This window comes from Georgenia halophila, from assembly GCF_039541595.1.
In genome coordinates this window covers 158,436-182,214 of the sequence record NZ_BAABGN010000001.1, presented here as the reverse complement: position 1 = coordinate 182,214, position 23,779 = coordinate 158,436, and the positions used below count along the sequence as shown (strand labels likewise).

At 69.7% G+C, this 23,779-nt stretch carries 20 protein-coding genes; 8 read left to right on the top strand and 12 right to left on the bottom strand.

The window, feature by feature from the left end:
* Positions 1 to 25 precede the first annotated feature (25 nt).
* The 5 genes from ABD907_RS00830 to ABD907_RS00810 form a co-directional block, all read right to left on the bottom strand.
* Positions 26 to 1,831, bottom strand: a complete 1,806-nt coding sequence (locus ABD907_RS00830) for a sulfatase (protein ID WP_486334034.1) — start codon at positions 1,829 to 1,831, stop codon at positions 26 to 28.
* A gap of 80 nt (positions 1,832 to 1,911) precedes the next feature.
* A complete protein-coding gene (locus ABD907_RS00825; protein WP_425555641.1) occupies positions 1,912 to 2,772 on the bottom strand; it encodes an ATP-binding cassette domain-containing protein in 861 nt (286 codons plus the stop codon).
* Positions 2,769 to 4,535, bottom strand: a complete 1,767-nt coding sequence (locus ABD907_RS00820; protein ID WP_345214590.1) for an ATP-binding cassette domain-containing protein — start codon at positions 4,533 to 4,535, stop codon at positions 2,769 to 2,771. Before ABD907_RS00820 ends, ABD907_RS00825 begins: the two co-directional genes overlap by 4 nt.
* Complete coding sequence (locus ABD907_RS00815; protein WP_345214589.1) at positions 4,532 to 5,473, bottom strand: ABC transporter permease; 942 nt, start codon at positions 5,471 to 5,473, stop codon at positions 4,532 to 4,534. The genes ABD907_RS00820 and ABD907_RS00815 overlap by 4 nt, the downstream gene beginning before the upstream one ends.
* Positions 5,474 to 5,531: 58 nt before the next feature.
* Entirely contained in the window at positions 5,532 to 7,085 is a 1,554-nt protein-coding gene (locus ABD907_RS00810) for an ABC transporter substrate-binding protein (protein ID WP_345214588.1), read from the bottom strand.
* Between the two features lie 221 nt (positions 7,086 to 7,306).
* Between ABD907_RS00810 and ABD907_RS00805 the strand changes: the two genes are divergently transcribed.
* From ABD907_RS00805 to ABD907_RS00790, 4 genes are all read left to right on the top strand, one after another.
* Positions 7,307 to 9,808, top strand: coding sequence for a beta-glucosidase family protein (locus ABD907_RS00805; RefSeq protein ID WP_345214587.1), 2,502 nt, complete (start codon positions 7,307 to 7,309; stop codon positions 9,806 to 9,808).
* Positions 9,809 to 9,903: 95 nt separating this feature from the next.
* Positions 9,904 to 10,494: a PadR family transcriptional regulator gene (locus ABD907_RS00800; RefSeq protein WP_345214586.1), complete on the top strand. Its 591-nt coding sequence runs from the start codon at positions 9,904 to 9,906 to the stop codon at positions 10,492 to 10,494.
* A gap of 234 nt (positions 10,495 to 10,728) precedes the next feature.
* Positions 10,729 to 11,112, top strand: coding sequence for an STAS domain-containing protein (locus ABD907_RS00795; RefSeq protein WP_345214585.1), 384 nt, complete (start codon positions 10,729 to 10,731; stop codon positions 11,110 to 11,112).
* A 170-nt stretch (positions 11,113 to 11,282) separates the two neighbouring features.
* Positions 11,283 to 11,720 (top strand): ATP-binding protein, encoded by a 438-nt coding sequence (locus ABD907_RS00790; RefSeq protein ID WP_345214584.1) that lies wholly within the window; start codon positions 11,283 to 11,285, stop codon positions 11,718 to 11,720.
* A gap of 17 nt (positions 11,721 to 11,737) precedes the next feature.
* Here the strand turns inward: ABD907_RS00790 and ABD907_RS00785 are convergent, their stop codons facing one another.
* Both ABD907_RS00785 and ABD907_RS00780 read right to left on the bottom strand, forming a co-directional pair.
* Positions 11,738 to 12,784: an LCP family protein gene (locus ABD907_RS00785; protein WP_345214583.1), complete on the bottom strand. Its 1,047-nt coding sequence runs from the start codon at positions 12,782 to 12,784 to the stop codon at positions 11,738 to 11,740.
* Between the two features lie 148 nt (positions 12,785 to 12,932).
* A complete protein-coding gene (locus ABD907_RS00780) occupies positions 12,933 to 14,075 on the bottom strand; it encodes an MFS transporter (RefSeq protein ID WP_345214582.1) in 1,143 nt (380 codons plus the stop codon).
* 79 nt (positions 14,076 to 14,154) lie between these two features.
* Between ABD907_RS00780 and ABD907_RS00775 the strand changes: the two genes are divergently transcribed.
* Together ABD907_RS00775 and ABD907_RS00770 are read left to right on the top strand one after the other, a co-directional pair.
* Complete coding sequence (locus tag ABD907_RS00775) at positions 14,155 to 14,736, top strand: TetR/AcrR family transcriptional regulator (protein ID WP_345214581.1); 582 nt, start codon at positions 14,155 to 14,157, stop codon at positions 14,734 to 14,736.
* Positions 14,737 to 14,752: 16 nt separating this feature from the next.
* Positions 14,753 to 15,469: an SDR family oxidoreductase gene (locus tag ABD907_RS00770; RefSeq protein ID WP_345214580.1), complete on the top strand. Its 717-nt coding sequence runs from the start codon at positions 14,753 to 14,755 to the stop codon at positions 15,467 to 15,469.
* A gap of 28 nt (positions 15,470 to 15,497) precedes the next feature.
* Here the strand turns inward: ABD907_RS00770 and ABD907_RS00765 are convergent, their stop codons facing one another.
* The 5 genes from ABD907_RS00765 to ABD907_RS00745 form a co-directional block, all read right to left on the bottom strand.
* The gene (locus ABD907_RS00765) at positions 15,498 to 17,063 is read right to left on the bottom strand and encodes a class I adenylate-forming enzyme family protein (RefSeq protein WP_345214579.1); all 1,566 of its coding nucleotides are present in this window, start codon (positions 17,061 to 17,063) and stop codon (positions 15,498 to 15,500) included.
* Positions 17,060 to 17,506, bottom strand: coding sequence for a PaaI family thioesterase (locus ABD907_RS00760; protein WP_345214578.1), 447 nt, complete (start codon positions 17,504 to 17,506; stop codon positions 17,060 to 17,062). Before ABD907_RS00760 ends, ABD907_RS00765 begins: the two co-directional genes overlap by 4 nt.
* Positions 17,503 to 18,516, bottom strand: a complete 1,014-nt coding sequence (locus ABD907_RS00755; RefSeq protein ID WP_486334033.1) for a zinc-binding dehydrogenase — start codon at positions 18,514 to 18,516, stop codon at positions 17,503 to 17,505. The genes ABD907_RS00760 and ABD907_RS00755 overlap by 4 nt, the downstream gene beginning before the upstream one ends.
* 528 nt (positions 18,517 to 19,044) lie before the next feature.
* Positions 19,045 to 20,514: an NAD-dependent succinate-semialdehyde dehydrogenase gene (locus tag ABD907_RS00750; protein WP_345214576.1), complete on the bottom strand. Its 1,470-nt coding sequence runs from the start codon at positions 20,512 to 20,514 to the stop codon at positions 19,045 to 19,047.
* 43 nt (positions 20,515 to 20,557) lie between these two features.
* The gene (locus ABD907_RS00745) at positions 20,558 to 21,925 is read right to left on the bottom strand and encodes an alpha/beta fold hydrolase (RefSeq protein ID WP_345214575.1); all 1,368 of its coding nucleotides are present in this window, start codon (positions 21,923 to 21,925) and stop codon (positions 20,558 to 20,560) included.
* A 168-nt stretch (positions 21,926 to 22,093) separates the two neighbouring features.
* Between ABD907_RS00745 and ABD907_RS00740 the strand changes: the two genes are divergently transcribed.
* Together ABD907_RS00740 and ABD907_RS00735 are read left to right on the top strand one after the other, a co-directional pair.
* The gene (locus ABD907_RS00740; protein WP_345214574.1) at positions 22,094 to 22,804 is read left to right on the top strand and encodes a GntR family transcriptional regulator; all 711 of its coding nucleotides are present in this window, start codon (positions 22,094 to 22,096) and stop codon (positions 22,802 to 22,804) included.
* Positions 22,801 to 23,694 (top strand): NAD(P)-dependent oxidoreductase, encoded by an 894-nt coding sequence (locus ABD907_RS00735; RefSeq protein ID WP_345214573.1) that lies wholly within the window; start codon positions 22,801 to 22,803, stop codon positions 23,692 to 23,694. Before ABD907_RS00740 ends, ABD907_RS00735 begins: the two co-directional genes overlap by 4 nt.
* Positions 23,695 to 23,779 lie beyond the last annotated feature (85 nt).

Below are 23,779 nucleotides of genomic sequence, written 5' to 3'. Positions count from 1 at the left end.
GAAACGCCGTCTCGGCAGGGCAGCGTCAGACGGGCTCCGAGGCTGCAGACAAGTCAGCCGCGAGGGCGGTCAATGTCTTTGTCGGGATCGCGGCAAAGCGCGCCAGGGCGAGCAGGCTCATCCCGGGTGTGAGCGTGATGAGTTCTGTCTCGGTCAGCTCCGGTGCGTGGCGGTCGACGACCAGGCGCATGGCCGGATCACCGATCAGTTCGGTCAGCGGCGCTGTGAGAAGGCCGTTGCCCCCCAGCTCGGCGAGAGGAGGCAGCGCTGCCGCCGTGGCCGCTGCCCGCTCCGAATCCTCCCGGACGCGAAGGTGTTCAGGCCGTGGTGGCGCGTCGTACGGGATGCCGATTCGTTCGAACTGGCTTCGCGGTGCGTCGTTGTCGCGCATGAGGTCGGCGAGGAGGCGCAGCATCCGAAGCTCGACACCGTCGTCCTGGATCGGGTGCTCCTGGCCCGGGTCCGACGCCAGATCGAAGAGGAGAGTCCCGTGCGTCCAGGAGTTCATCCACGAGGACGTGCTGGGCATGCGCATCGTGCGCAGGCCCTTGGTGAAGCTAAATGCCGCGGCGGGTTCCCAGTCGGCGAGCTCGGTCACCGAGAAGCGCGAGCGCATATGCGTCGGCATCAGGGTGTGCTCCTCGAGCGGAGCGTTCGAACGGTGTGCTGCTGCGCGCATGTAGACGTACCGGCCGTCGGTCACGTTGATATGACCGCCGAAGACACCGAACAACGCCCCTTCCCGTACCTCTGGGCCATCACCGAACGTGACCTCTAGGCCATCACCGAACGTGACCTCTGGGCCGTCATCGAAAGTGGACGCGAGATCCCGCCCTTGCACGTCGGGGTCGGGTTCGAGCCCGAAGTAGCCCAGGATCGTCGGGGCGATGTCGATCGTCTGGGCGAGCGTGTCGTTCCGTCGCCCCGCACCACCGGTACGGGGGTCCCACAGGAACATCGGCAGGTGCACGAGCTCGTTGAACCATGGCTGAACGGACTTGGCCCACCAGCCGTGCTCTCCAAGCAGGAATCCGTGGTCCGTGTTGACGAGCAGCATCGTGTCCTGCCACATCTCGTGCTCGTCCATGAAGTCCAAGACCCGTCCGAGCGAGCGGTCGCACATCGAGACCAGTGCGGCGTACTCGTAGCGCGCGTGGTCGACCTGATCGTCCGGCTCGACGACTTTCTGGTAACCGGGCCAGTCGAACTCCGGACCGTCGTAGTCGTGCGGGTAGCGGTCCTTGTACTGCTGGTGCGTGAAGAAGGGCTCGTGGGGGTCGAACAGCTCGAGCTGGAGCATCCAACGATCGGCGTCCCTGTTGGTCTCCAGGAAGTGGAGGCCCGCGTCGACGGTGAGGGTCTGGTAATGCTCCTGCTCGGTCGGGATGTAGCGACGGTTGATCTCCTCCTGGCGCCTGAGCCTCGCCGGCATCCCATGCACGAGTGGACCGTCGCCATCATCGACGACGCCTTTCCACGGGTCTCCTTCTTGGCCGCGGAAGAACTCACAGGTGGTGTAGCGGGTGTGATAGGTCGCGCCGCCGTCCTCCCAGTAGTGCGGATGGTCGGTGGCGAGGTGCGTGTGGATGCCTGCCTCGCTCAGCGTCTGCGGCATGGAGTCGTCGAAGGGTTCCACCGGCCCCCAGCTGCGGTGCAAGAAGTTGTACCGGCCGGTGTGCAGCTCCCGTCGCGCGGGCATGCAGGGCAGGGAGCCGGCGTAGAAGTTGTCGAAGGTGACTGTTTTCCGAGCAAGGCGGGCGAAGTTCGGGGCGTCGACGAACGCATCACTCGCGTAGGGCGAGAGCATGTGCCGATTGAGGCTGTCGAACATCAGGATGATGGCGCGCTTCAACTGTCTGGGTTCCTTCCTCCGGGTCCTGGCCCCGAGTGCTTTGTCTGGTGTGGACCGGGTCAGGCCATGGTGGTGCGGGCCGTTCCGGGGTCCTGGGCGAGCACGGCGAGTCGTTCCCTGCGCCGGACGGCCTGACGTCGCGGGTCCGCAACGGGCGCGGACAGGAGCAGTCGCTGGGTATACGGATGCTCGGGCGCACTGGTGACCTTGTCGCCGTCGCCCTGCTCGACGATCTCGCCGCCGTACATGACAGCGACGCGATGACTGATGTTCCGGACGACTGAGAGGTCGTGCGAGACGAAGAGGTACGCCACGCCGGTCCGCTCCTGGATCTCGATGAAGAGGTCGAGGATTCGGGCCTGGGTCGACAGATCGAGGGCCGAGACCGGTTCGTCGCAGATGATGAGGCGGGGCGAGAGCGCCAGCGCACGCGCTATGGCGATCCGTTGCCGTTGCCCGCCGGAGAACTCCCTCGGGTACCGGTCGGCCGCGTCGGAGGGCAGCCCTACGTCGTCGAGCAGGTCACGCACCCGTTCCCGGGCGCCTCGCCTGCTGTCCGGCCGCACGAGCAGCGGCTCGCTGAGGATGTCACCGACGGGCAGTGCTGGGTTGAGCGAGGTGTACGGGTCTTGGAACACGACCTGGATGTCATTGCTGAGGGAGCGTCGGCGGCGGCGGTCCAGACGGGTGAGGTCGGTCCCGGCGAACTCGATCGATCCCGACGCGGCGGGGACGAGACCGAGGATGGCTCGCCCCAGTGTCGTCTTGCCGGATCCGGACTCCCCCACCAGTCCGAGGGTCTCGCCGGCTCGGATGTCGATCGAGACCTCGTTCAGCGCCCGGAAAGGCGGACTACGGAAGCCCTTGCGCGGGAACTCGACGACGACGTCCCGGGCAGACAGCAGCGCATTGTCGATCATCGCGCTTCTCCCTGGTGGACGAGCGCGCCGCGTGGTGGCGCGTCATCGAGCGTGGAGCTCATGAGCATCTGGGTGTAGTCGTCCTGCGGCGCGTCGAACAGCGCCTGCACCTCATTGGTCTCGACGTCGCATCCGTTCTGCATGACGACCACCCGCTCGCAGATGTCCGCTACGACGCCGAAGTTGTGTGTCACCAGCACGACGCCCATGGCGAGCTCGTCCTGCAGCTCGCGTAGCAGCTCGAGAATCTCGGCCTGGACGGTGACGTCGAGCGCCGTCGTCGGCTCATCGGCAATGAGAAGGCTCGGCTTGCAGGAGATGGCCCCGGCTATCAGGACTCGTTGGGCCATGCCTCCGGAGATCTGGTGGGGATAGGCGGCGAAGGTGCGTGGTGGATCCGGTATCCCGACACGACTCAGGAGGTCGAGTGCTCTGCCCCTTGCCTCCCGGGAGGAGATGCCGAGGACCGCTTGCATAGGTTCGACCAGCTGATGACCGATGGTGAACGACGGGTCGAGGTTGCTCATCGGTTCCTGGGGGATGTAGGCGATCTCGCCCCCTCGCAGCGCGGCGAGCTCCTTGGCGCCGAGTCGCGTGAGCGCCGTTCCACGGAAGAAGATCTCGCCGCCAAGCACACGACCGCCTCGCGGGAGGAGGCCGAGGATGGAGAAGGCCGTTTGTGTCTTGCCGGACCCGGACTCGCCGACGATGCCGAGGATCTCACCCTTCCGTAGGGAGAAGTTGACGCTGCGCACCACGACCGTGGGGTTCTCGTCGGGTCCGTAGCCGATGCGGAGGTCGTCGACCTCCAGCAGGGCGCCACTGCTCGGCACCTTCGTGCTTTCGGTCGCGGCAGCGGGTCGCGTTCGCGCAACGCCCGCGACGCGCCTGCCCTGAATCTCGTCACGGAGGGCGTTGCCGAAGAGCACGAGCGAGGCAACGGTGGCCGAGATCATGATTCCGGGCCAAAGGATCGAGGTGCGCTGGACGTAGATGTTCTGGAAGGCGTCCTGCAGCATCGCTCCCCAGGTCGGCGTCGAGGGGTCGCCGAGACCGAGAAACTCGAGACCGGACTGGATGATGATGGCGATCCCGGAGATGATCGCCGTCTGGATGATGACCGGCGAGCGCACGACCCGGAACACATGCCGGGAGATGATGCGCCGGTCCGGCAGGCCCGAGACCCGGGCGGCGTCGACGTAGAGCTCGTTCTTCACGGCGATGACCTGGTTACGCACGAGGCGGAAGAAGCTGGGTGAGAGCATCACGCCGAACACCGCCATCGCGGCGAACATGGATCCGCCCAGCGAGGGGTACAGCGCCAGGAGGACGATCATCGCCGGCAGCGCGAGCACGATGTTCGCGGCCCAGCTGCTCAAGGTGTCGAACCACTTGCCGAAGTACCCGGCGATCAGTCCGGACGTCGCGCCGATCACCAGGGCGATCGCCACGGCGATGGCGGCGCCGAGCAACGTGTTCCTGCCCGACCACATGAGGCGACTCAAGATGTCCCGACCCGCACCGTCACCGCCCAGGATGTACTCGCTGCCGACCGGCGCGTTGACCAGCTCGATCCGGACCTGGTTGGCGCCGTATGGCGCGAATATGGGGCCGATGACGCTGATCAGGACGATGAGGGCGAGGGTGATGAGCGCCAAGCGGCCCAGTGTGTTGCGAAGCAGCGTTCGGGTGAGGGACTCCCGGGATGCCGCAACGGCCGCCGGGACTGTTTTGGACGCTTCGGCTGCGGAGGTGTCGCTCACTGGAGCCTCGCCTTCGGGTTGATCCAGCCGCTGGCCAGGTCAATGACCAGGTTCACGGTCACCACGAGGATGACCATCACGACGACGATCCCCATGAGCACGGGGATGTCGCCCTGGATGGAGGAATTCACGGTCAGGGTGCCGAGCCCGGGAATCCCGAAGACGCGCTCGATGACGACGGCACCTCCGAGGAGCCCGATGAATTGCAGGGAGAGCACGGTGAGCGCGGGTGGTGCCGCGTTACGCAGCACGTGCCGGAACAGGACGCTGTTGCGACCCAATCCGCGTGCCCACAGCGTTCGGACGTAGTCGAGCTCGAGGACGTCGATGACGGCGCCGCGGATCTGCTGGGCCGCGGATGCGGTGCTGCCGATGACCAGGGCCGTGACGGGCAGGATGAGGCTGCGTGCCCAGCCACCGGGCGACGTCGTGAATGGTACGTAGCCGGTTGCGGGAAGTACGGCGAGCGTGATGCCGAAGGCGAGCACCAGGACGAGTGCGACCCAGAAGTTGGGGAGGGAGAAACCGATGACGCTGACGAACTGGACGATGCGGTCGATGACTCCGCCACGTACTGCTGCTGCCACGCCGAGTGCGATGCTGACGATGGCCGTCATCAAGACCGCCACGAGGACCATCGACAAGGTCACCGGTAGACGGTTGGTCACGGTGACCGCCACGGCTTCGTTCGTGAACCACGAGACTCCGAAGTCTCCCGAGAGGGCATTCGCGAGCCAGGTGACGTACTGCTCCGGCAGCGGGCGGTCCAGGCCGAGCTCGGTCGCGAGTGCTTGAACCTGGTCCTGGGTCGCGTTCTCCCCCAGGATGTTGCGGGCGATGCCGCTGGCAGTGGCGAAGATGAGGGCGTAGGCGACGGTCGAGATCACGAAAACGAGGACGACGCCGGCCGCGAGTCGCTTCAGGACGAAGGCGAGCATGTATCGGTCCTATCGGGCGGGGTGAGGCGACCGTTGCGGCGGCCGCCCCACCCGGTGGTCAGGAAGCCGGTGCGAAGTCACGGATCCAAGGGACGACGTTCCATGGCTGGAGCTGGACGTCGACCGACGTCTGGTTCGCCACGAGCATGTTGACCCGATAGAACGGTGCGAACCACGCGTTCTCGACGAGCCAGCGGTTCGCCTCCTGCATGGCAGCAGGCTGCTCCTCGAGCGGGACCTCGAGCACGCGGTCGAGCAGGGCGGACAGCTCCTGGTTCTCGACCTTGGCGGTGTTCCACGGTGACTCCGGGAAGGCGAACTTGCGCAGGTCCTGCCAGGCGCTCTGGCTGCCCAGGGAGAAGAAGAACATCGGGAACCGCCCGGAGAGGATCTCCGAGATCGACGCGTCTGCAGAGACCTGCTCCCACTTGACGTCGATGTTGAGTTGGCTCAGCTGCTCGCTGATGATCGGCGAGTAGTTGGCGAAGCTCTGCAGCTGCGGCATCGTGACGGTGAAGCCGTCCTCGTAACCGGCCTCCGCCATGAGCCGGCGCGCCTCCTCGACGTCATGGGAGTAGTAGCTGTCCAGTTCCGGCACGTACGCCTCGCTCAACGGGTTGAACGGCTGGTCGGTCAACTCACCCTCGCCAAGCAGAAGGTTGTCAAGGATGCTCTGTCCGTCGATCGCAAGGTTGATCGCGCGTCGCACACGCACATCGCCCAGGGCCGGAACGGCCTGTCCGTCACGGTCAGCGATGAAGAGTCCCTGCCAATCGACCGGGTTGCGGGTGACCTCCAGACCGGCGCCCTCGGCCTGCTCGATCGCCGTCGTATCGATCTGGCCGACGTCGACCTGACCAGCAAGCAGGGCGTTGAGGCGCGCAGTCTCGTCCTGGAACGGCTTGACGACGATCTCCTCGTACGGGAAGGCCTCTGCGTTCCAGTAATCCTCGTTCCGCACGAAGGTGTACTGGCTTCCTGTCGTCGTACGGCCGGCCTCGAGCACGTAGGGGCCGCTCCCGACCGGACCGGAAGAGGCCTCGAGCGCCTTCGGGCTCGCCATCGCTCCCCCGACCACCGCGAGATAGCCGATCAGGCCCGGGTCGGGCTGGCTGAGGTGCAGGTTCACCTCGGTATCGCTGACGACCTCGACCTCCTCGATGGAGGCGGCCATGTAGGAGTTCTGGCCAGTGCCGTTCGCCAGGTGCTCGAGGTTCGCCTGCACAGCCGCGCCATCGAAGGGAGTGCCGTCCGTGAACTCCACCCCTTCGCGCAGATGGAGGTTCAGCACGGTGGCGTCGTCGTTGTACGACCACTCCGTCACCAGGTTGGGCTGGGGTTCCGCGTTCTCGTCGAGGACCAGGAGCGTGTCGTACACCGGCATCCAGTAGTGGACGCGGTGGCCGATCTCGAGATCCGCTCTGTCGAACGAGTTGTTGTCGACCACACTCGCGATCGTCAGCGTCTCGCCGCCCGCAGCGGCGCCATCACCGCTTCCCGATGCGCTACCTCCGGAACAGCTTGCCAGCGCGAAACTTGCTAGCAGCAGCGCGGCGGCGACTGCGACCAGGCGCCGGGCTCTGCCACGCAGGCCGATGGTCTTCGGTTCCACGGCATTCTCCTTTGAATGTATGCGACCGCCGGTTGGCCAACTCGCCGCATCGACTGCCTACAGGACTTGTCCTATAGTGAGTGAGCCGGGTCACGCTGTCAATATGGACGAGGCGCGCTCCGCAGCCGTGCTCGTAGAGCACGCCGCACGACATGGCCGTCGAAAGCCGAGGCGGCGGGCCGCCACCGTCGGCCCGATGCCCGACCACCGAGAGGAAGCACATGACCGACCTCGATGCCGCACCGCCCCCGGGCAACGCAGCCACATCCGACGGACGCCCGCCGAGTCCTGACGGCACCAGGCTGAATGAGCTGCTGCGACGTCTCACGCTCGACGAGAAGGTCGCGCTGCTCACCGGGCGCGACTTCTGGACGACACTGCCGATCGAGAAGATCGGCCTCCGACCCATCCTCGTCTCCGACGGGCCGTCCGGAGTTCGCGGCGAGAGATGGGACGAGCGCGAACCTTCGCTGAACCTTCCGTCGGCATCAGCGCTGTCGTCGTCATGGGACCTCGACATCGCCCGGAGGTACGGCGCGTGCGCGGCAGTCGAGGCACGAAGGAAGGGCGTCGACGTCGTGTTGGGTCCGACGATCAACTTGCATCGCTCTCCCCTCGGCGGACGCCACTTCGAAGCTTTCAGCGAAGATCCACTGCTGACCGCGGAGCTCGCCGCTGCATACGTACGCGGAGTCCAGGACAACGGCGTCGGCGCGACGCCGAAGCACTACGTGGCGAACGACTTCGAGACCGACCGCTTCACCGCCGACGTCGTGGTGAGCGAACGGGCGCTGCGCGAGCTCTATCTGCTGGCCTTCGAGAAGTCGGTCACGGAGGCCGGCGCATGGCTGGTCATGAGTGCCTACAATGCGGTCAACGGAGCCCCGGCCACCGAGAACGACCTGCTCGAGACGCCCCTGAACTCCGAGTGGGGCTTCGACGGCGTCGTGATCAGCGACTGGACGGCCGTCCGCAGCCTCGAGAGCGCAAGCTACTCGCAGGACCTGGTCATGCCGGGCCCTGAGGGGCCGTGGGGCGACGCACTCATCGAGGCAGTACGCGCCGGGGCCATCGACGAGGCCGTCGTCGACCGGAAGGTCCGCAGAATCCTCCTGCTCGCCGCCAGAGTCGGCGCCCTCGAGGGCTTCACCCCGGCAGCGGCGGTCAACGCCGATGCCGGGCGTCACGGCGACGGCCGCGACTTCGCCAGGACCGCGGCCACCGAGGGCACCGTGCTCCTGCGGAACCAGGGCGAGCTTCCTTGGCACTCGCGCGACATCCGGCGTATCGCCGTCATCGGGCACAACGCCAAGCAGGCTCGGACACAGGGTGGAGGCAGCGCGACCGTCGTACCCGAATCGGTCGTCAGTCCGCTCGACGGCATCCGTGAGGCCTTCCCGGATGCCGAGGTCACGTACTCCCTCGGCGCGATCGTCCAGGACGGAGTGGGCGAGTTCGCGCCCCGTTCGATGATCAACCCCGTGACGGAGGGGCCTGGCGCCCATGTTCGGTTCCTTGACGCGGACGGCAAGGAGATCTTCACCGAGGAACGGTTCGCGAGTGCGCTCGTCTACTTCGGCGGTGACGCCCCGGTCGCCAGGACTTCCACGTTCGAGTTCTCGACCCGTTGGACCCCTGAGGAGACGGGGACGGTTCGGCTCGGGCTCGCGTCGGTCGGGCACGGCCGCGTCTACGTCGACGGCGACCTCGTCCTCGACGAGGAGGCCGCGCCGAGTGGTGACGACCTCGGCGCAGCCTTCCTGTCGCCGCGGACGATCGCTGCGGAGATCGACGTCGAGGCGGGCGTCACTCGTGAGGTGCGGGTCGAGCTGCATCGTCGTGTCCAGGGCCGCCTCGGCAACGGGATGAGCATCACGATCGGCACAGAGCCGCCCGACACGGATCCTGAGCAGCTCACCGAGGCGGCAGCCGCCGCCGCCCGCGCAGCCGACGTCGCCGTCGTCGTCGTCGGAACGAATCCGAAGGTGGAGTCGGAAGGGTTCGACCGAACGGATCTGGCCCTGCCGGGTCGGCAGGACGACCTCGTCCGCGCAGTCGCAGCCGCCAACCCTCGAACGGTCGCCGTGGTCAACGCAGGCTCGCCCGTCCTCCTGCCGTGGCGCGACGAGGTCGCTGCGATCGTCCTGCCCTACTTCCCGGGTCAAGAGTTCGGCCACGCCCTGGCAGACGTGCTGTCCGGAGCCGCGGAACCGGGTGGACGGCTGCCGACCACCTGGCCGGTGTCACAGGAGGACGTGCCCGTCATCGACGTGACACCGGTCGACGGGAGGGTGCGGTACGACGAAGGAATCCACATCGGCTACCGGGCCTGGATGCGCGCCAGAACCTCGCCGGCGTACCCGTTCGGTCACGGCATGGGCTACACCACTTGGGAGCTGGGCGAACCGACCGTCACCGGATTCCAGGACGGCGAAGCGCGGCTGCGCGTGCCCTTGACGAACACGGGCACCAGGGCGGGTAAACAAGTCGTCCAGGTCTACGCGGAGCGCGCCGACTCCTCCGTGGAGCGACCGGTTCGCTGGCTCGTGGCGTTCCAGCCCGTTCGGGCTGGAGCGGGTGAGAGCTTGACGTGCGAGATCGCCGTCGACCGCCGCTCTCTCGCACACTGGGCGCAGGGATGGAACTACGAGCCGGGAGCGTTCACGCTCCGTGTCGGCACCTCGGTCGATCGGCTCCCGCACACCGTCACCGTCGTGGTGTGACGCTCTGGCGTCCACCGCTGCCGGCATCGCCCATGGCGGTGGACGCCTCGCGTACGGAGCGAGCAGGCGCCCATGCTCAAGGAAGAATGGGGCACATGAAGTTCGACGACATCCTGCTCGCTCTGATCTTGCGAAAGCCCATCACCGGCTACGACGCCAAGAAGTGGCTCGACACCGAGGGCATCTTCATGAGAGCGAACGCCGACCAGTCGCAGATCTACCGCACACTGCACCGGCTCGCCCGCAACGGACTGATCGAGGCGAAGCGCGAGCAGCGCGACGGCGCCCCCGACGCGAAGGTCTACTCGGCCACTCCGGCCGGCGCCCAGCACCTCCGCGAGCTCGCGACCACGCAGTATGAGCCTCCGCCGCGATGGCAGGAGCCGGACTTCATGGTGCGTTACAACGTCTTGGGGGTCCTGCAACCGCAGGTGCTCATCCCCCTCATCGAGACCGAGATCCACTTCCGTCGCGATCAGATCGCCCGCTTCCGGGGACGGGACCGGCATATCCAGGTCGCGCCCACGCACATCCCGATCGACCGTGAGCTGGCCCAGGAGATCCTCGACAGCTCCCACGAGTACAGCGCCGGAGCCATGGACGACTGGATCGCCTGGCTCGAGGAGCAGCTGCTCCGATGGCGAGCACGCCTCCAGGTCCCCGCGAGCACGCCTCCAGGTCCCTGACGGTCGGGGGCCGTTCATTGCACACGAGGATCGATCAAACCCTTGTCGGTGCATCCACCACCGGGCGAAGCCGAGCTCGGCAGTCTGGCAGCTGACCCGCGGTGTCGCCTCGTTAGATCGCGTAGATTGGGGAAGTGGGGGAAGTCGTCCCGAATCGCTGTGGACCATCAGCGCTATCTTGCAGCTGACATGAGCAGCTGTCTGTCAAAACAGCGGAAGGGGTTGGAACCGCCGATGAGTGACATCAGTGGGCCCCAGGTAGGACCTGGGGCCGCAGAGCCACCGGGCTCCGTGGCGGTGCTGACCACGGATTCCGGAGTACGGCTGGTGCTGTCCGGGCAGGTGGACGCGGGCATGAACACCGAGCTCGTCGAGGCGGTTCACGAGGCCACGCGGATCGGCCTTCCGGTCGATGTCGACACCCGGACCGTGACGTTCATGGACTCCACGGTGATCGCCCTGATGGCCCACATGGTCAACCGTCTCGCTCACCCGGTGCGGTTCATCGAGCCGCCGGAGGTGGTGCGGTTCCTCCTCGACCTCACGCACATCGACGAGGTGGTCGACGTCGTGGACGAGGAAGAGGTTTCCTCGGAGCCGCGCTCCTCGTCGGACTGATCGAAGTCAGACCGGATCCGCCTTCCTCGACCTCGTCCGACATCGCGCCGACCAGGGCGACGCGACGCCGTCACCGTGCCCGAGACGGGCCGAGGCCTCTCACCACGGCGTCCCGGTTGCCGTCCCGAGACACCGGGGTGACCATGATGTCGACCGACCGAGGGAGACCAATGCCGCCCGGTGTTGAGATCGAAGCAAGCCGACCGCCTCAGGACTCCGAGCTGGTCGCGCGCTGGGCCGTCGAGGCGCCGGACCAGCTTTCCGCGCTGCGCGCCGACCTAGGCCGCACCCTTCGGGAAACCGGAGCCCCGCCCTCCGGCGGTCTGACCGGGGTGGCCGACCAGATGGTGCTGGTGGCCTCCGAGCTGGCGACCAACGCGATCTTGCACGGTCTGCCCCCGACGATCGTGCAGCTGATGACCACGGGTGAGGAGTTCGTCCTCGACGTCATCGACCACGCTCCCAGCGCGGCCCCTGAGGTGGCCACGGACCGAGCGCCAGGTGAAGGCGGCCTGGGGCTGCAGATCGCCAAGCGCATGGCGATGAACGTCGCGTGGTTCAGCGAAGGTCGGGCCAAGCACGTCTGGGCTCGCTTTCCCGGCCCGTAAGTGTCCGATCCGGTCAGTCAGTCAACGTGCTCACCGAGTCGCGGCGCGGCGTCGGGGTTGGCATCCAGGTACTCCGCCACACGGTCCTCCGCGAACGCGGCGCAGACCTCGTCGAACCGTGGCTGGTCGAGCCGCACGATCGATTGCCGCCCGTCCGGGCTCCAGCCCGTGCCGGCGTACGGGGCGGTGAGGAAACGCGCGTCCTCGAGCTCGAGGTCGCGGGCGGTGACCGCCAGGCCGAGCATCCGGGCGCTCGTGAGGCTCTGGTCCACCGCGACGGACCGCGTGATCGTCTGCACGAGGCTGAGGGTGCGGCCCGGGCTGGACAGGACCTCACGGTCGGACGCGGCGCTCATGATGGCGCGCATCCAGTTCTGCTGGCGCTGCACGCGGCCGAAGTCGCCACCGGCGACGTTGTACCGCTGGCGCGTATAGGTCAGCGCCTGCTCGCCGTCGAGTTCGTGCCTCCCGGGCTCGAGGGTCTCGCTACCGGCGGTCAGCGGCTGGGTGAGCTCGATCTCGACGCCACCGAGCTCGTCGGTGAGACCCGAGAAGGAGGCGAAGTCCGCGACGGCGAAGTGATCGATGCGGATGCCGGTGAGGTGCTCGACCGTCTGGATCATCAGGGTGGGACCGCCGAAGGAGAACGCCGCGTTGATCTTGTTCATCCCGTGGCCGGGCACCTCGACCCAGGAGTCGCGCGGGATCGACATGACGGTCAGGTCGCTGCGGTCCCCGGACAGCTGGACCACCATGATCGCGTCGGTGCGCTGCGCCCCCGCCTGCCACTGCTCGGGATCGCCGGCCGAGATCCGCGAGTCCGAGCCCAGCACGAGGATGTTCACCGGTGCCCGGACCGGCTCGCCGTCCTCGTCCACCTGAGCGACGGGCACGGGCCGGTCGGTCAGTCCCGTGAACGGGTCCTCGATCCATTCCAGGCCACCGGTCAGCCGGGACTGCAGGTAGCCGACGCTCGCGATCCCGGCGGCCAGCAGGACCAGGACCATACCGAGCGCCACGACCAATGCCGTACGCGCGTTGCGATGCTCCACGACGTCGCTCATCCGACTTCCCCTGTCTCCCCGGTCGAGACGTGAGCGTCTCAACGCGAGCCCGCGGGTCAGCCTGAGATGGTGCAGAAGGCAGGGGTGATCGGCAGGTGATTCTCGCGGGGTGACGCACGGGTGACGTACGCCGTCGGAGGGTGAGGCGTCACACCCCGCGCGGGCGCAGGAGAGCACCCACGACCGTCACGGCGGCGCAGGCGACGAAGACGCCCGCGAGGGTGAGCGGCTCGACGCCGGCGCCCGCCAACGGTGATCCGACCGCCTGGCCGGCGGCGATGCACAGGAACGAGATGCCGACGCCGTAGGAGGCCCGGTCCGGGAAGAGCCGGGTCGCCCAGACCAGGAGGATGCCGGTCAGCGCGATGTAGGCACCGCCGAACAGCGCGGCGGCCACGATCGCGGCCGCCGGCTCGGCGGCGAGCACTGCGAAGACAACGCTCGCCACCGCCATCGCCGCCATGCCGAGGACCCAGGAGCGGCCGATGCCGAGGCGATGCACGCCGGCGCCGGCCAGGGCGCCGACGACGCCGGCGGCCCCGATGACGGTCCACACGAGACCGGTCAGGGAGGGGGAGCCCCCTTGGTCGGCGATGGCCTCGCGGCCCAGCGTCCAGACCGCGATGCTGCCCATGCCCATGAGGCCCGAGCACAGCAGGAGCCGGCGCGTGCCGGCGGGCAGCCCGGTGAACGGGCGGCCGGACCGCGGGCCCGGGGAGTGCCGCCGCGGCGCTCGATCCTCGGCGGGCACGAACCGCCACACGGCGACCGTGACGGCCGCGGCCACGACGGCGAAGACGGCCCACGCGACCCGCCAGTGGCCCTGCAGCGCGAACGCGACGGGTCCGGACACGAGCACGCCCACGCCGGTGCCGGCGTTGACCAGCGTCTGGGCCTGGTCCTTCCGCGCGGACCGGACCCACCGGGCCACGGCGCCGGCCATGGGCGGCGAGGCGATGCCGGTGCTCGATCCCGCCACGATCAGGCCGGCGGCCAGCATGGTCGGTGACGCGGCGGTCGCGACCATCGTGATCCCGACCGTGGCACTGGCTCCGGCCAGCAGTCCCACCCGGCGTGGCCCCCATCGTGTCGTCAGCGCGGTGGCCACCACGATGGCGACGCAGTAGCCGACGTAGCTGCCCGAACCCAGCAGCCCGGAGACCACCGGAGTCAGCGCGAACTCCGCCGCGAAGTCGGGCGAGAAGAGGCCGTACGTGAACCGCGCGAGGCCGTAGCAGGTGGCGATCAGGGCTGTTCCGGACGCCACCAGCCAGCCGGGACGTAACCGCACGTCGGTCCACCACCTTCCTGGTTCGGTTCGATCCTCGATCTGGTAGAACGATCGTTCTACCGGTTGCTACGCTAGAGGCATGTCAGCCGGGAAGCAACCGCGGGAGCCGGCACGGGACCGCCTGCTCCGCGCGGCCGAGGAGCTGTTCTACGCGCACGGGATCGCCGCTGTCGGCGTGGATGCCGTGGTCGAGCGCGCCGGCGTGGCGACCGCATCGCTGTACAAGAACTTCGCCGGCAAGGACGGGCTGGTCGCCGAGTACCTGCGCACCAGGGACGAGCGCTGGCGGCAGCACTGGGAGTCCTGCATCACCAGCCACGACGATCCGCTCGAGCGGGCGCTGGCCGTCTTCACGGCGCTCGACACCTGGGAGGCCGACGCCGGCCGCCACAACGGCTGCGCGCACCTGGCCGCCCTCCAGCAGCTGGCCGGCGACCATGCGGGCTCAGCCGTGGCCCGGGAGCACAAGGCGCACCTGCGCCACCGGCTCGGGGAGCTCGTGGCCGCCGTCGGCGTTCGGGACGCGGACTCGGCCGCCACGGACCTGCTGCTGATCTACGAGGGCACGCTGGCCCTGCAGGCCCAGGACGTGGCGAGCGATCCCGTCGAGCGAGGGGGACGGCTCGCTCGGCGGCGGCTGGAAAACCCAACCTCGCAGTGATGGCAAGGTAGTCCTCGTGAACCCAGAGTCGAGAGACGACCGACCCGTCCGCCCCCGCGTGCTGGTCACCGGCGCCACGCGCGGCATCGGACGGGGCGTGGTCGACACCCTCTCCCCCGCCTACGACGTCGTCGTCGCCGGCCGCCGGAGCACCGACATCCGCGCCGTCGCCGCACAGACCGGCGCCGCCGCCTCCCTCGTCATCGACCTCGCCGAGCCGGCCGCGCTCGCCGTGGCCTGCCAGGACCTCGGAGAGGTGGACGCCGTCGTCCACTGCGCGGGGATCGAGGGCACCGCCGTCGCGGCGGACCTGGGCCCGGACTTCTTCTCGCGTGTGCTGGCGGTCAATCTCGCCGGACCCGTGGAGCTGACCCGGCTGACGCTGCCCGGGCTCCGGCGTCGCCGGGGTCACGTCGTCTTCGTCAACTCCACCGCCGCGCTGGGCGCGTTCTCCGGCTGGGGTGCCTACGCCGCGTCCAAGGCCGGTCTACGGGCCTACGCGGACGTGCTGCGCACCGACGAGCGTCCGCACGGCGTCCGGGTGACCAGCGTCTTCCCGGGCCGGACGGACACCGGGATGCAGCGCGACATCGCGGCCAAGCTCGGCACGATGTTCGACGCCGCCACGGCGATGCCGCCGTCCTCCGTGGCGAGCGCGGTCCGCTACGTCCTCGACGCCCCGGCCGACGCGGAGATCGGCGAGCTGACGATCAGTCCCGTGCCGGTGGCCTGAGGCCACGTGCCCCGGTTCTGCGCCGCGGTCATCCCCCGCCGCCGAGCAGCTCCCGGGCCCGCTCCGTCAGCGCGCGGCTGTCCACCTTGTTCGTCGCGGACAGCGGCAGAACGTCGACGAAGAAGACGCGGCGCGGGTGGGCGTACGGCTCGAGCCGGCTCAGCACGTGCTCGCGCAGCTCCTGCTCGGTGAGGCCCGCGCCCGCCTCACCCGGGACGGGCACGACGAAGGCCACCGGCTTGGCGCCCTTCACCGGGTCCGGGGTCGGCACGACGGCGGCGTGCAGCACGCCGGGGTGCACCTCGAGGACCTGCTCGACCGCGCGGGGGTAGACGTTCTCCCCGCCGGAGGAGAACATGTCGTCCTCCCGGCCGGCGAAGTAGTAGAAGCCGTTCTCGTCGACCTCGAAGAGATCCTTGGTGTGGTAGAAGCCGTCCTCGGTCACGGGCGAGGGCAGGTCCGGGCGGCGGTAGTAGCCGGTGAGCAGCGCCGGGCAGCGGATCTCCAGGACGCCCCGGTGCTGCTGCGGGCGGCCCTGGTCGTCCACCAGCCGCAGGTCCACGGCCGGGGAGGCGGCACCCACGGATCCGCGCGGGGCGGGCAGTCCCTCCGGGTGGTCGCCGAACGCGACCGGGCCCGACTCGGTGGTGCCGTACCCGAAGTGCAGCGTCGCGTTCGGGAAGAGCCGTTCGACCCCTTCCAGGAGGGCGTACCCGGCGGGTGCGGACCCGATGAAGACGTCGTTCACGGAGCTGAGGTCGAGGCGCTCGGCAAGCTCGGTCTCGGCGAGCATCATCGCGAACATCGGCGGCACGCCGGTCACGCGGGTGCCGCGCTCGTCCGCAACAGCGGTCAGGAACGTCCGTGGTTCGAACCGGTCGAGCAGCACGACGGTGGCGCCGCCCGCGAGCGCGGTCTGGACGTTGGACAGGGCGTTCATGTGGTACAGCGGCGCGGCCACGACGAACCGGGACGCCGGGTCGATCCCGCGGTCCAGGGCGACCTTGATGACCCAGAGGTGGCTGCGCTGGGACAGCTCCACGCCCTTGGGCCGGCCGGTGGAGCCCGACGTGTACAGGATCATGGCGGCGTCGTCGGGTGCGCGGTGGTGTCGCGGTGCGCGGTCGTGCGGCGGGGTGCGATCGGCGGCTGCGGCCTCGGAGGCTGCGGCGTCGGTGTCCAGCAGGCCGGCCAGCGGCAGCACCTCGACGCCGGCCGGGGCGACCGAACGGGCCCGGCCGTCGTCGTCGGCCGCGAAGACGAGCGCGGCCTGGGAGTTCTCCAGGACGTAGCGGACGCCGTCGGCCGGCAGCTTGTAGCTGACCGGCACCGCCACGTGACCGGCCCGCATGCTCGCGTAGAACACCACGAGCCAGTCGGCGCTGTTCTGGCCGAGCACCGCGACCCGGGAGCCGGCCGGCAGGCGGCGGGCGGCGAGGTCGTCCGCGAGCGCCTCGATGGCGCGGTCGAGGTCGGCGTAGGCGAACCGGCGCGTGACGCCGTCGCGGACCTCGACGACGGCCTCGCGGCCCGGCTCCCGGAGGTCGAGGGCGTCGCCCTGGTTCGCGAAGGGCAGCCCGGAGGTCTCGGTCATGTGCCGCCTGTCGCGTCCGGGTCGGCGACGGCGGACAGGAACGACCCGCGGCCGACGGCGAGCAGCCGGCCGCCGTCGTCGCGGACCTCGGCCTCGGCGACGGAGACCTGGCGGCCCGGGCGCACGAGCTTGCCGGTGACGTGCAGGGGTCCCAGGATGGCCGCGCGCAGGTAGTTGATGGTCAGGTCGACGGTCGGCACGCCGGTGCCGATGGCACCCACGAGCGCCCAGTCCGCGGCGAGGTCGAGCAGGCCGGCGAGGACGCCGCCGTGGATGGTGCGGGTGCGCGGGTCGCCGACCCACTCGTCGCGCGGGGCGGCCCGCAGCTCGATCCGGTCGCGATGGACCTCGACGACCTCGAGACCGAGCCAGCGGTGGTACGGGCTGGCCAGCAGGGTCTGCTGCAGCTCGGCGGCGGTGGGCAGCGCCGGCCGGTCGGTCATGACTCCCGCCACGGGTCCACGACGATCTTGCCGATGACACCGCGGTCGCGGACCTTGCGCAGGGCCTCGACGGTGCCCTCGAGGGGGACGACCTCGTCGACGACCGGCTCGAGCGCGCCGTTGTCGACGTCGTCGAGCAGGGCGCGGAAGTCGGCGGCGCTGAAGCCGTTGGAGCCGATGATCTGCAGCTCGAAGGTCCAGATGTAGCGCAGGTCCTCGACCGGGTCGAACCCTGCGGTGGCGCCGCAGACGAGGATCTTGCCGCCGAGCTTGGTGGACTTCAGGGTCGGCCGCCAGGTGTCGCCGCCGGTAAAGTTGATGATGACGTCGAAGCCGGTCTCGGCCGAGACGCGGCTGGGCTTGCCGACGTGCTCCTTGGTCCACTGGTAGAAGTCGGTCTCGCGGTAGTTGATGTACTCGTCCGCGCCGATCTCCAGCATCCGGCGGCCTTTCTCCTCGGAGCCGACCGCCGCGACGACCCAGGCGCCGAGCTGCTTGGCCAGCAGGACCGAGGCGGTGCCGACGCCGCCGGAGGCGCCGAGGACGAGGACCTTGTCCCCGGCCGTGACGGTGCCCTTGTCGACGATCATGCGGTGGGCCGTGCCGTAGGCGACCGGGAGGGCGGCGGCGTGCTCGTAGCTCACGTTCTCGGGGACGGCGATGAGCTGCTCGGCGTCGACGAGCGAGTACTGGGCCAGTCCGCCGTCGTGGGTCTCCCCCATCAGGTCGGTGCCGTGCAGCGGGTGCACGAGGACGCGGTCGCCGACGTCCCAGCCGGTGACGTCGTCGGCGACCTCGGCGATCTCCCCGACGACGTCGAGGCCCGGCACCAGCGGGAAGTTGATGGTGATGCCCGGCATGCCGTTGACGGTGAAGATGTCGTGGTAGTTCAGCGAGGTGGCGCGCACCTTGACGATCGCCTGCCCGGCGCCGAGCATCGGGTAGGGGTAGTCCTCCTCCAAACGGAGCGCGTCCACGTCGCCGTGATCGCGCAGCACGACCGCTCGCATCGTCGTCATGTGGCTCTCTCTCGTCGGCGGCCGGGCGGGCCGCAGGTCGGGTCACCGGCGGAACCGGTCGCTGCTGGGACGTTCCGGCCCGCGCGCCGGGCGGCTCGGGTCTCGGACCGGTGGGGTGCCGGACGCCGCGGCCGCCCGGCGGTCCGCCGTCGTCCGCCTTGCAGGCTAGGCGGTCCACCGTCGTCCATCTCGCAGGCTAACCGTCCTGAGCGCGTGGTGCCTCGGCGGCATTCCCCGTGGTCCGCCACCCGAGATGTCGCATCAGCCGCCGCGGGCTCGAGTCGTCATCTGTGTGCCGACTCGTCAACGGTGTGCCGAGTGGTCAACCGGCGTGCCCGTGGTGCGATGGACGGACGCCGACGCGTGTGGCGCGCCGGGGGCTGCCCACCAGCTCGCGGTGGGGTCGTCCTAGGCCTCGGGGCGGGTGCACGCCGCCCAGCCCGAGAAAGAGGTCGTTGGAAACAGCCACTTCCTCGGGTTCGGTGACGTTCTCAGGCTCGGTGCCCGTTTTCGAGGTCCCTACGACCCCGGCAGTGCCACGTAGGTGGTCTCGAGGTACTCCTCGATTCCCTCGGTGCCGCCCTCACGGCCGAGGCCGGACTGCTTCACGCCACCGAACGGTGCGGCGGCGTTGGAGATCACGCCGGTGTTGACGCCCATCATCCCGACCTCGAGGCGCTCGCTCAGCCGCAGCACCCGCTCGAGATCCTTGGTGAAGACGTAGCTCGCCAGCCCGACGTCGGACCGGTTGGCCATCTCGATGACCTCGTCCTCGTCGGTGAACGTGGCGATCGGTGCCACGGGGCCGAAGATCTCCGTGCTCATCACCTCGGCGTCGGCCGGCACGTCGGTCAGCACCGTGGGCGGGTAGAAGTAGCCTGGCCCGTCGAGCGGCTCACCGCCGAGGCGGACGCGGGCGCCGCCGTCGCGCGCGGACGCCACCAGGCTGTGGACCCGCTCGCGCTGCTGCTGGGAGATCAGCGGACCGACGTCCGTACCCTCCCCCAGACCGGGACCCACCGTGAGGCCGCGGAACTCCGCGGTCAGCGCCACGGCGAACTCCTCGGCGATCGACTCGTGAACGTACAGCCGGTTGGCGGCGGTGCAGGCCTCCCCCATGTTCCGCAGCTTGGCCATCTTCGTGCCGGTGACCACCTCGGCGATGTCGGCGTCCTCGAAGACGATCAGCGGCGCGCAGCCGCCGAGCTCCATCGAGGTGCGCAGCACGTTGTCGGCGGCCTCCTTCAGCAGGGCGGAGCCCACCGCGGTCGAGCCGGTGAAGGAGAGCTTGCGCAGCCGCCGGTCCTTGATGACCGGACCGGTCACCGGCGGGGCGAAGCGGGTGGGGATGATGTTGACGACGCCGTCGGGCACGCCGACCTCGCGGAGGATCTCGCCGAAGGCGAGCGCAGTCAGCGGGGTGGCGTCCGACGGCTTGAGGATCACCGTGCAGCCGGCCGCCAGCGCGGGCGCGATCTTGCGGGTGGCCATGGCCAGCGGGAAGTTCCAGGGCGTGAGGAACAGGCACGGGCCCACCGGTCGCTTGGTGGCGAGGATGCGCAGGTTGCCCTCGGGCGAGCGCTGGTACCGGCCGTTGACCCGGGAGGCCTCCTCCGAGAACCACCGCAGGAACTCGGCGCCGTAGGTGAGCTCGGCGCGCGAGTCCGCCAGCGGCTTCCCCATCTCGAGGGTCATGAGGGTGGCGAGGTCCTCGGCGCGCTCAGTGGTCAGCTCCCACGCGGCGCGCAGCAGCTCGGCCCGGGTCCGTGCCGGAGTGGCGGCCCACTCGGCCTGGGCGTCCGCGGCGGCGTCGAGGGCCGCGATGCCGTCCTCCGGGGTAGCGTCCGCGACGGTGGTCAGCGCCTCGCCGGTGGCGGGGTCGCGCACCTCGAAGGTGCCGCGGTCACTGGCCTCCCGCCACCGTCCGCCGATGAGCAGGCCGGTGGGGACAGAGCTCAGCACGGCGTCCGGGTCGGTCACTGTGGTCACGGGGTGGCACCAACTTCTGGCTCATGGGCGTGCGTCAGGTCGTTCACTCCTGCCCCCCGGCGAGCTCGTCGAGGACCGAGAGCAGGTACGTGCGGAACACCGGGTAGTTCTCGGCCATCGGGAAGTGCCCGACACCGGGCATCACGCCGCCGCGGGCGCCGGGGATGGCGGCGCGTGCGGCGTCGGTGTCGGCCGGGGTGCAGGCGTGGTCGTACTCACCGGTGAGCAGGTAGACGGGGCAGCGCGCGGTGTCGATGCTGCCGGCGGTCTCCCGCAGGTCGAGGTCCTCGGAGTAGAAGTAGGTGTCGCCGCGGTAGACGCCCGGACCGCCCTGGCTGTAGATCCACCACACCTCGCGGCGGGCCTGCTCGGGGCCGTGCGGGGACATCAGGCTCGCGGTCCAGGTGGGTACCACCTGCTGGGCGTTGACGTCCGGGTGCAGCGACCAGTCCTGGAAGCGGCCCTCGAGGCTCAGGGCGCCGGACAGGCCGACGACGCCGCCCCACCGGTCCGGGTCGCGGCGGGCCAGCTCGAGGACGAGCGAGCCGCCCATCGAGCAGCCGAGCACCACCGGCCGGGGCAGGTCCAGGGCGTCGGCCACGTCGCGGACGAGCGTGGCGTAGCTGTCGGTGGTCAAGAGATGCTCTCGGCGCCACCAGCCCTCGGGCGGCAGGGACCGGCCGTGAGCGGGCAGGTCGAAGGCGACCACGCGGTAGCGACTCGTGATGTCGGTGTCCGCGAGGAGGTGGCGGTACTGGCGCGAGTCCGCGCCCGCGGTGTGCAGGGCGAGGATCACGGGGGCATCGCCGTCGGCGGGGCCGGCTTCCTCGAAGTAGATGCGTTGCTCGGTGCCGTCGGAGCGCAGCCGGAGGTACCGCCCGACGACGTTCTCGACCACCGGCGCCACGGCCGGGTCGGGGAGCTGCTCGCCGTCCGGGGCGGGAGCCACGGTGCCTCGCGGGCCACCCTCCGTCCCGGCTGTGACGGCCTTGGCGACGTCGACGAGCCGGGCGAGCACGCGCAGGTGCCGGATCATCACCTCGCGGCCGGCGACGACCTCGATGCCGGCGGCGGCCTTGGTCAGGGCGAGCAGGTCGTGCCGGCGCGGGGTGGCGCCGGGGTCGGCGAGCTCGCACCAGACGGCGCGCGACCCCCGCAGGACCAGCCGGTCGACCGGTGAGGAGGTGCGGGAACCCCCGGGACCGCCGTCCTCCGCCGCCGCATCGAGGTGATCCGGAGCCGGCCGGGCGCGGACGGCTCCGCCGTCGTACTCGACGACGTATCGCTCACCCTCGGTGGTGCGGATCTCGATGTCGAGGCGTGAGAAACGGCCGATGTGGGCGTTCTCCGCGTCGTAGGAGACCGCGTCGATCCACCCCTGCGCCCACTGATGCAGCTCCGACGTCGGCATCCGCATCCTCCTCGACCTGGTCGTTGGCGCCGCACACGGAGGGTCCGGTGCCTCCGCCGTGTGCGGCTACGTCCGACCGTAGCGGCATCTTGCGTATGACGGTAATACCGTGTCATTCTCCATCGCGATCGGCGCCACGACGGCGTCAGCCACGACGAGGGAGCGACATTGGCCATCCAGCTGCGGCGCGAGGCCGCGCCGCTGCGCGCCCAGGCCGTTGCGGTGCTCAAGCAGCAGATCGTCTCCGGCGGCTACCGGCCCGGTCAGCGCCTGGTGGAGAAGCGGCTCGAAGAGGACCTGGGCGTCTCCCGCACGGTGATCCGCGAGGCGCTGCGTCAGCTGGAGAGCCAGCAGCTCATCACCATGAAGCCCCAGGTCGGGCCCATCGTCGCGGTGCTGACCGTCGAGGACGCCCGGCACCTCTACCAGGTGCGCGGCGCGCTGGAGGGAGCGGCCGCACGGCTCGCCGCCGAGAACGCCGACGACGGCGACGTCGCCCGCCTGCGCGACCTCATCGACCGGTTCCGGGAGGCCGGCGAGGCCGGCCACGTCGAGGATCTCGTCGCGATCAAGGACGACTTCTACGCGGCGCTCGTCGCCGCGGCCGGCAACCCCGTCATCGAGGAGATGCTCGGCAACGTCCAGGCCCGGATCGCCCTGCTGCGCGCCTACACGCTCGAGGTCCCCGGGCGCAGCGCCCAGAGCCACGCCGAGCTGAGCGCCGTCATCGACGCCATCGAGGCGCACCACCCGGAGCTGGCCGAGTCCCGCAGCCGCGAGCACGTGCTCGCCGCGCAGACCATCGCGCTGACCCACTTCGCCGAGGCGCCGCCCGTGGCCGAGACCACCACCGCGACCACTCCGGAGGCCACATCATGACCACACTGTTCGTCGGGCTCGGGCGCATGGGCCTGCCCATGGTGCGCCGGTACGCCGCCGTCCACGACGTCGCCCTCCAGGACGCCGACCCGGGTGCGCTGCGGTCGGCGGCCGACGAGCTCGACGCCCCCACGCTCGGTGACCTCACGGACCTGGCGACGATCGACGTCGTCGTCCTCATGCTGCCCTCGTCCCGCGTGGTCGAGGCCGTGCTGGAAGGCACCGGAGAAGGCGACGGTCTGCTGGCGCGGCTGGAGCCGGGCGCACTGGTCATCGACATGAGTTCCTCGGAGCCGGAGAGCACCCGGCGGCTGGCCGCGGCGGCGGCCGAGCACGGCGTCGGTTACGTCGACGCGCCGGTCTCCGGCGGCGTCGCCAAGGCCGTCACCGGCGAATTGTCGATCATGGCGGGCGGCGACCCGGTCGACGTCGAGAAGGCTGTTCGGCACCTCGAGCCCATGGGGACCACCATCACTCCCGTCGGGCCCTCGGGGGCCGGCCACGCCGCCAAGGCACTCAACAACCTGCTGTCCGCCACCAACATCGCCGCGGCGGCCGAGGTCCTGACCGTCGCCGCGAAGTTCGGCATCGAGCCGAAGGTGATGGTCGACGTCGTCAACGCCTCCACCGGCCGCTCGCAGGCCAGCGAGGTCAAATACCCCAAGCACATCCTCACCGGCACCTACGACTCCGGCTTCGCCTTCGACCTGATGGTCAAGGACATCGGCATCGCCACCGCCCTGGCGGAGTCGCACGGCGTGCCGCTGGAGATCACCGGAGCAGCCGCGCGGGCCGCCGGCGAGGCCGCCGGCGAGCAGCCGGCGGACCACACCGAGCTGGCCCGGTTCGTCGCGGGCCGGACCGGCACGGACCTGAGCTCGACCGGCTGAGTCGGCTGCCTGAGGCCACAGCAGGGACCCCGAACTGGGCACCACCAGAGACCGCCAACCAACCATCAGGAGGACACATTGAGCG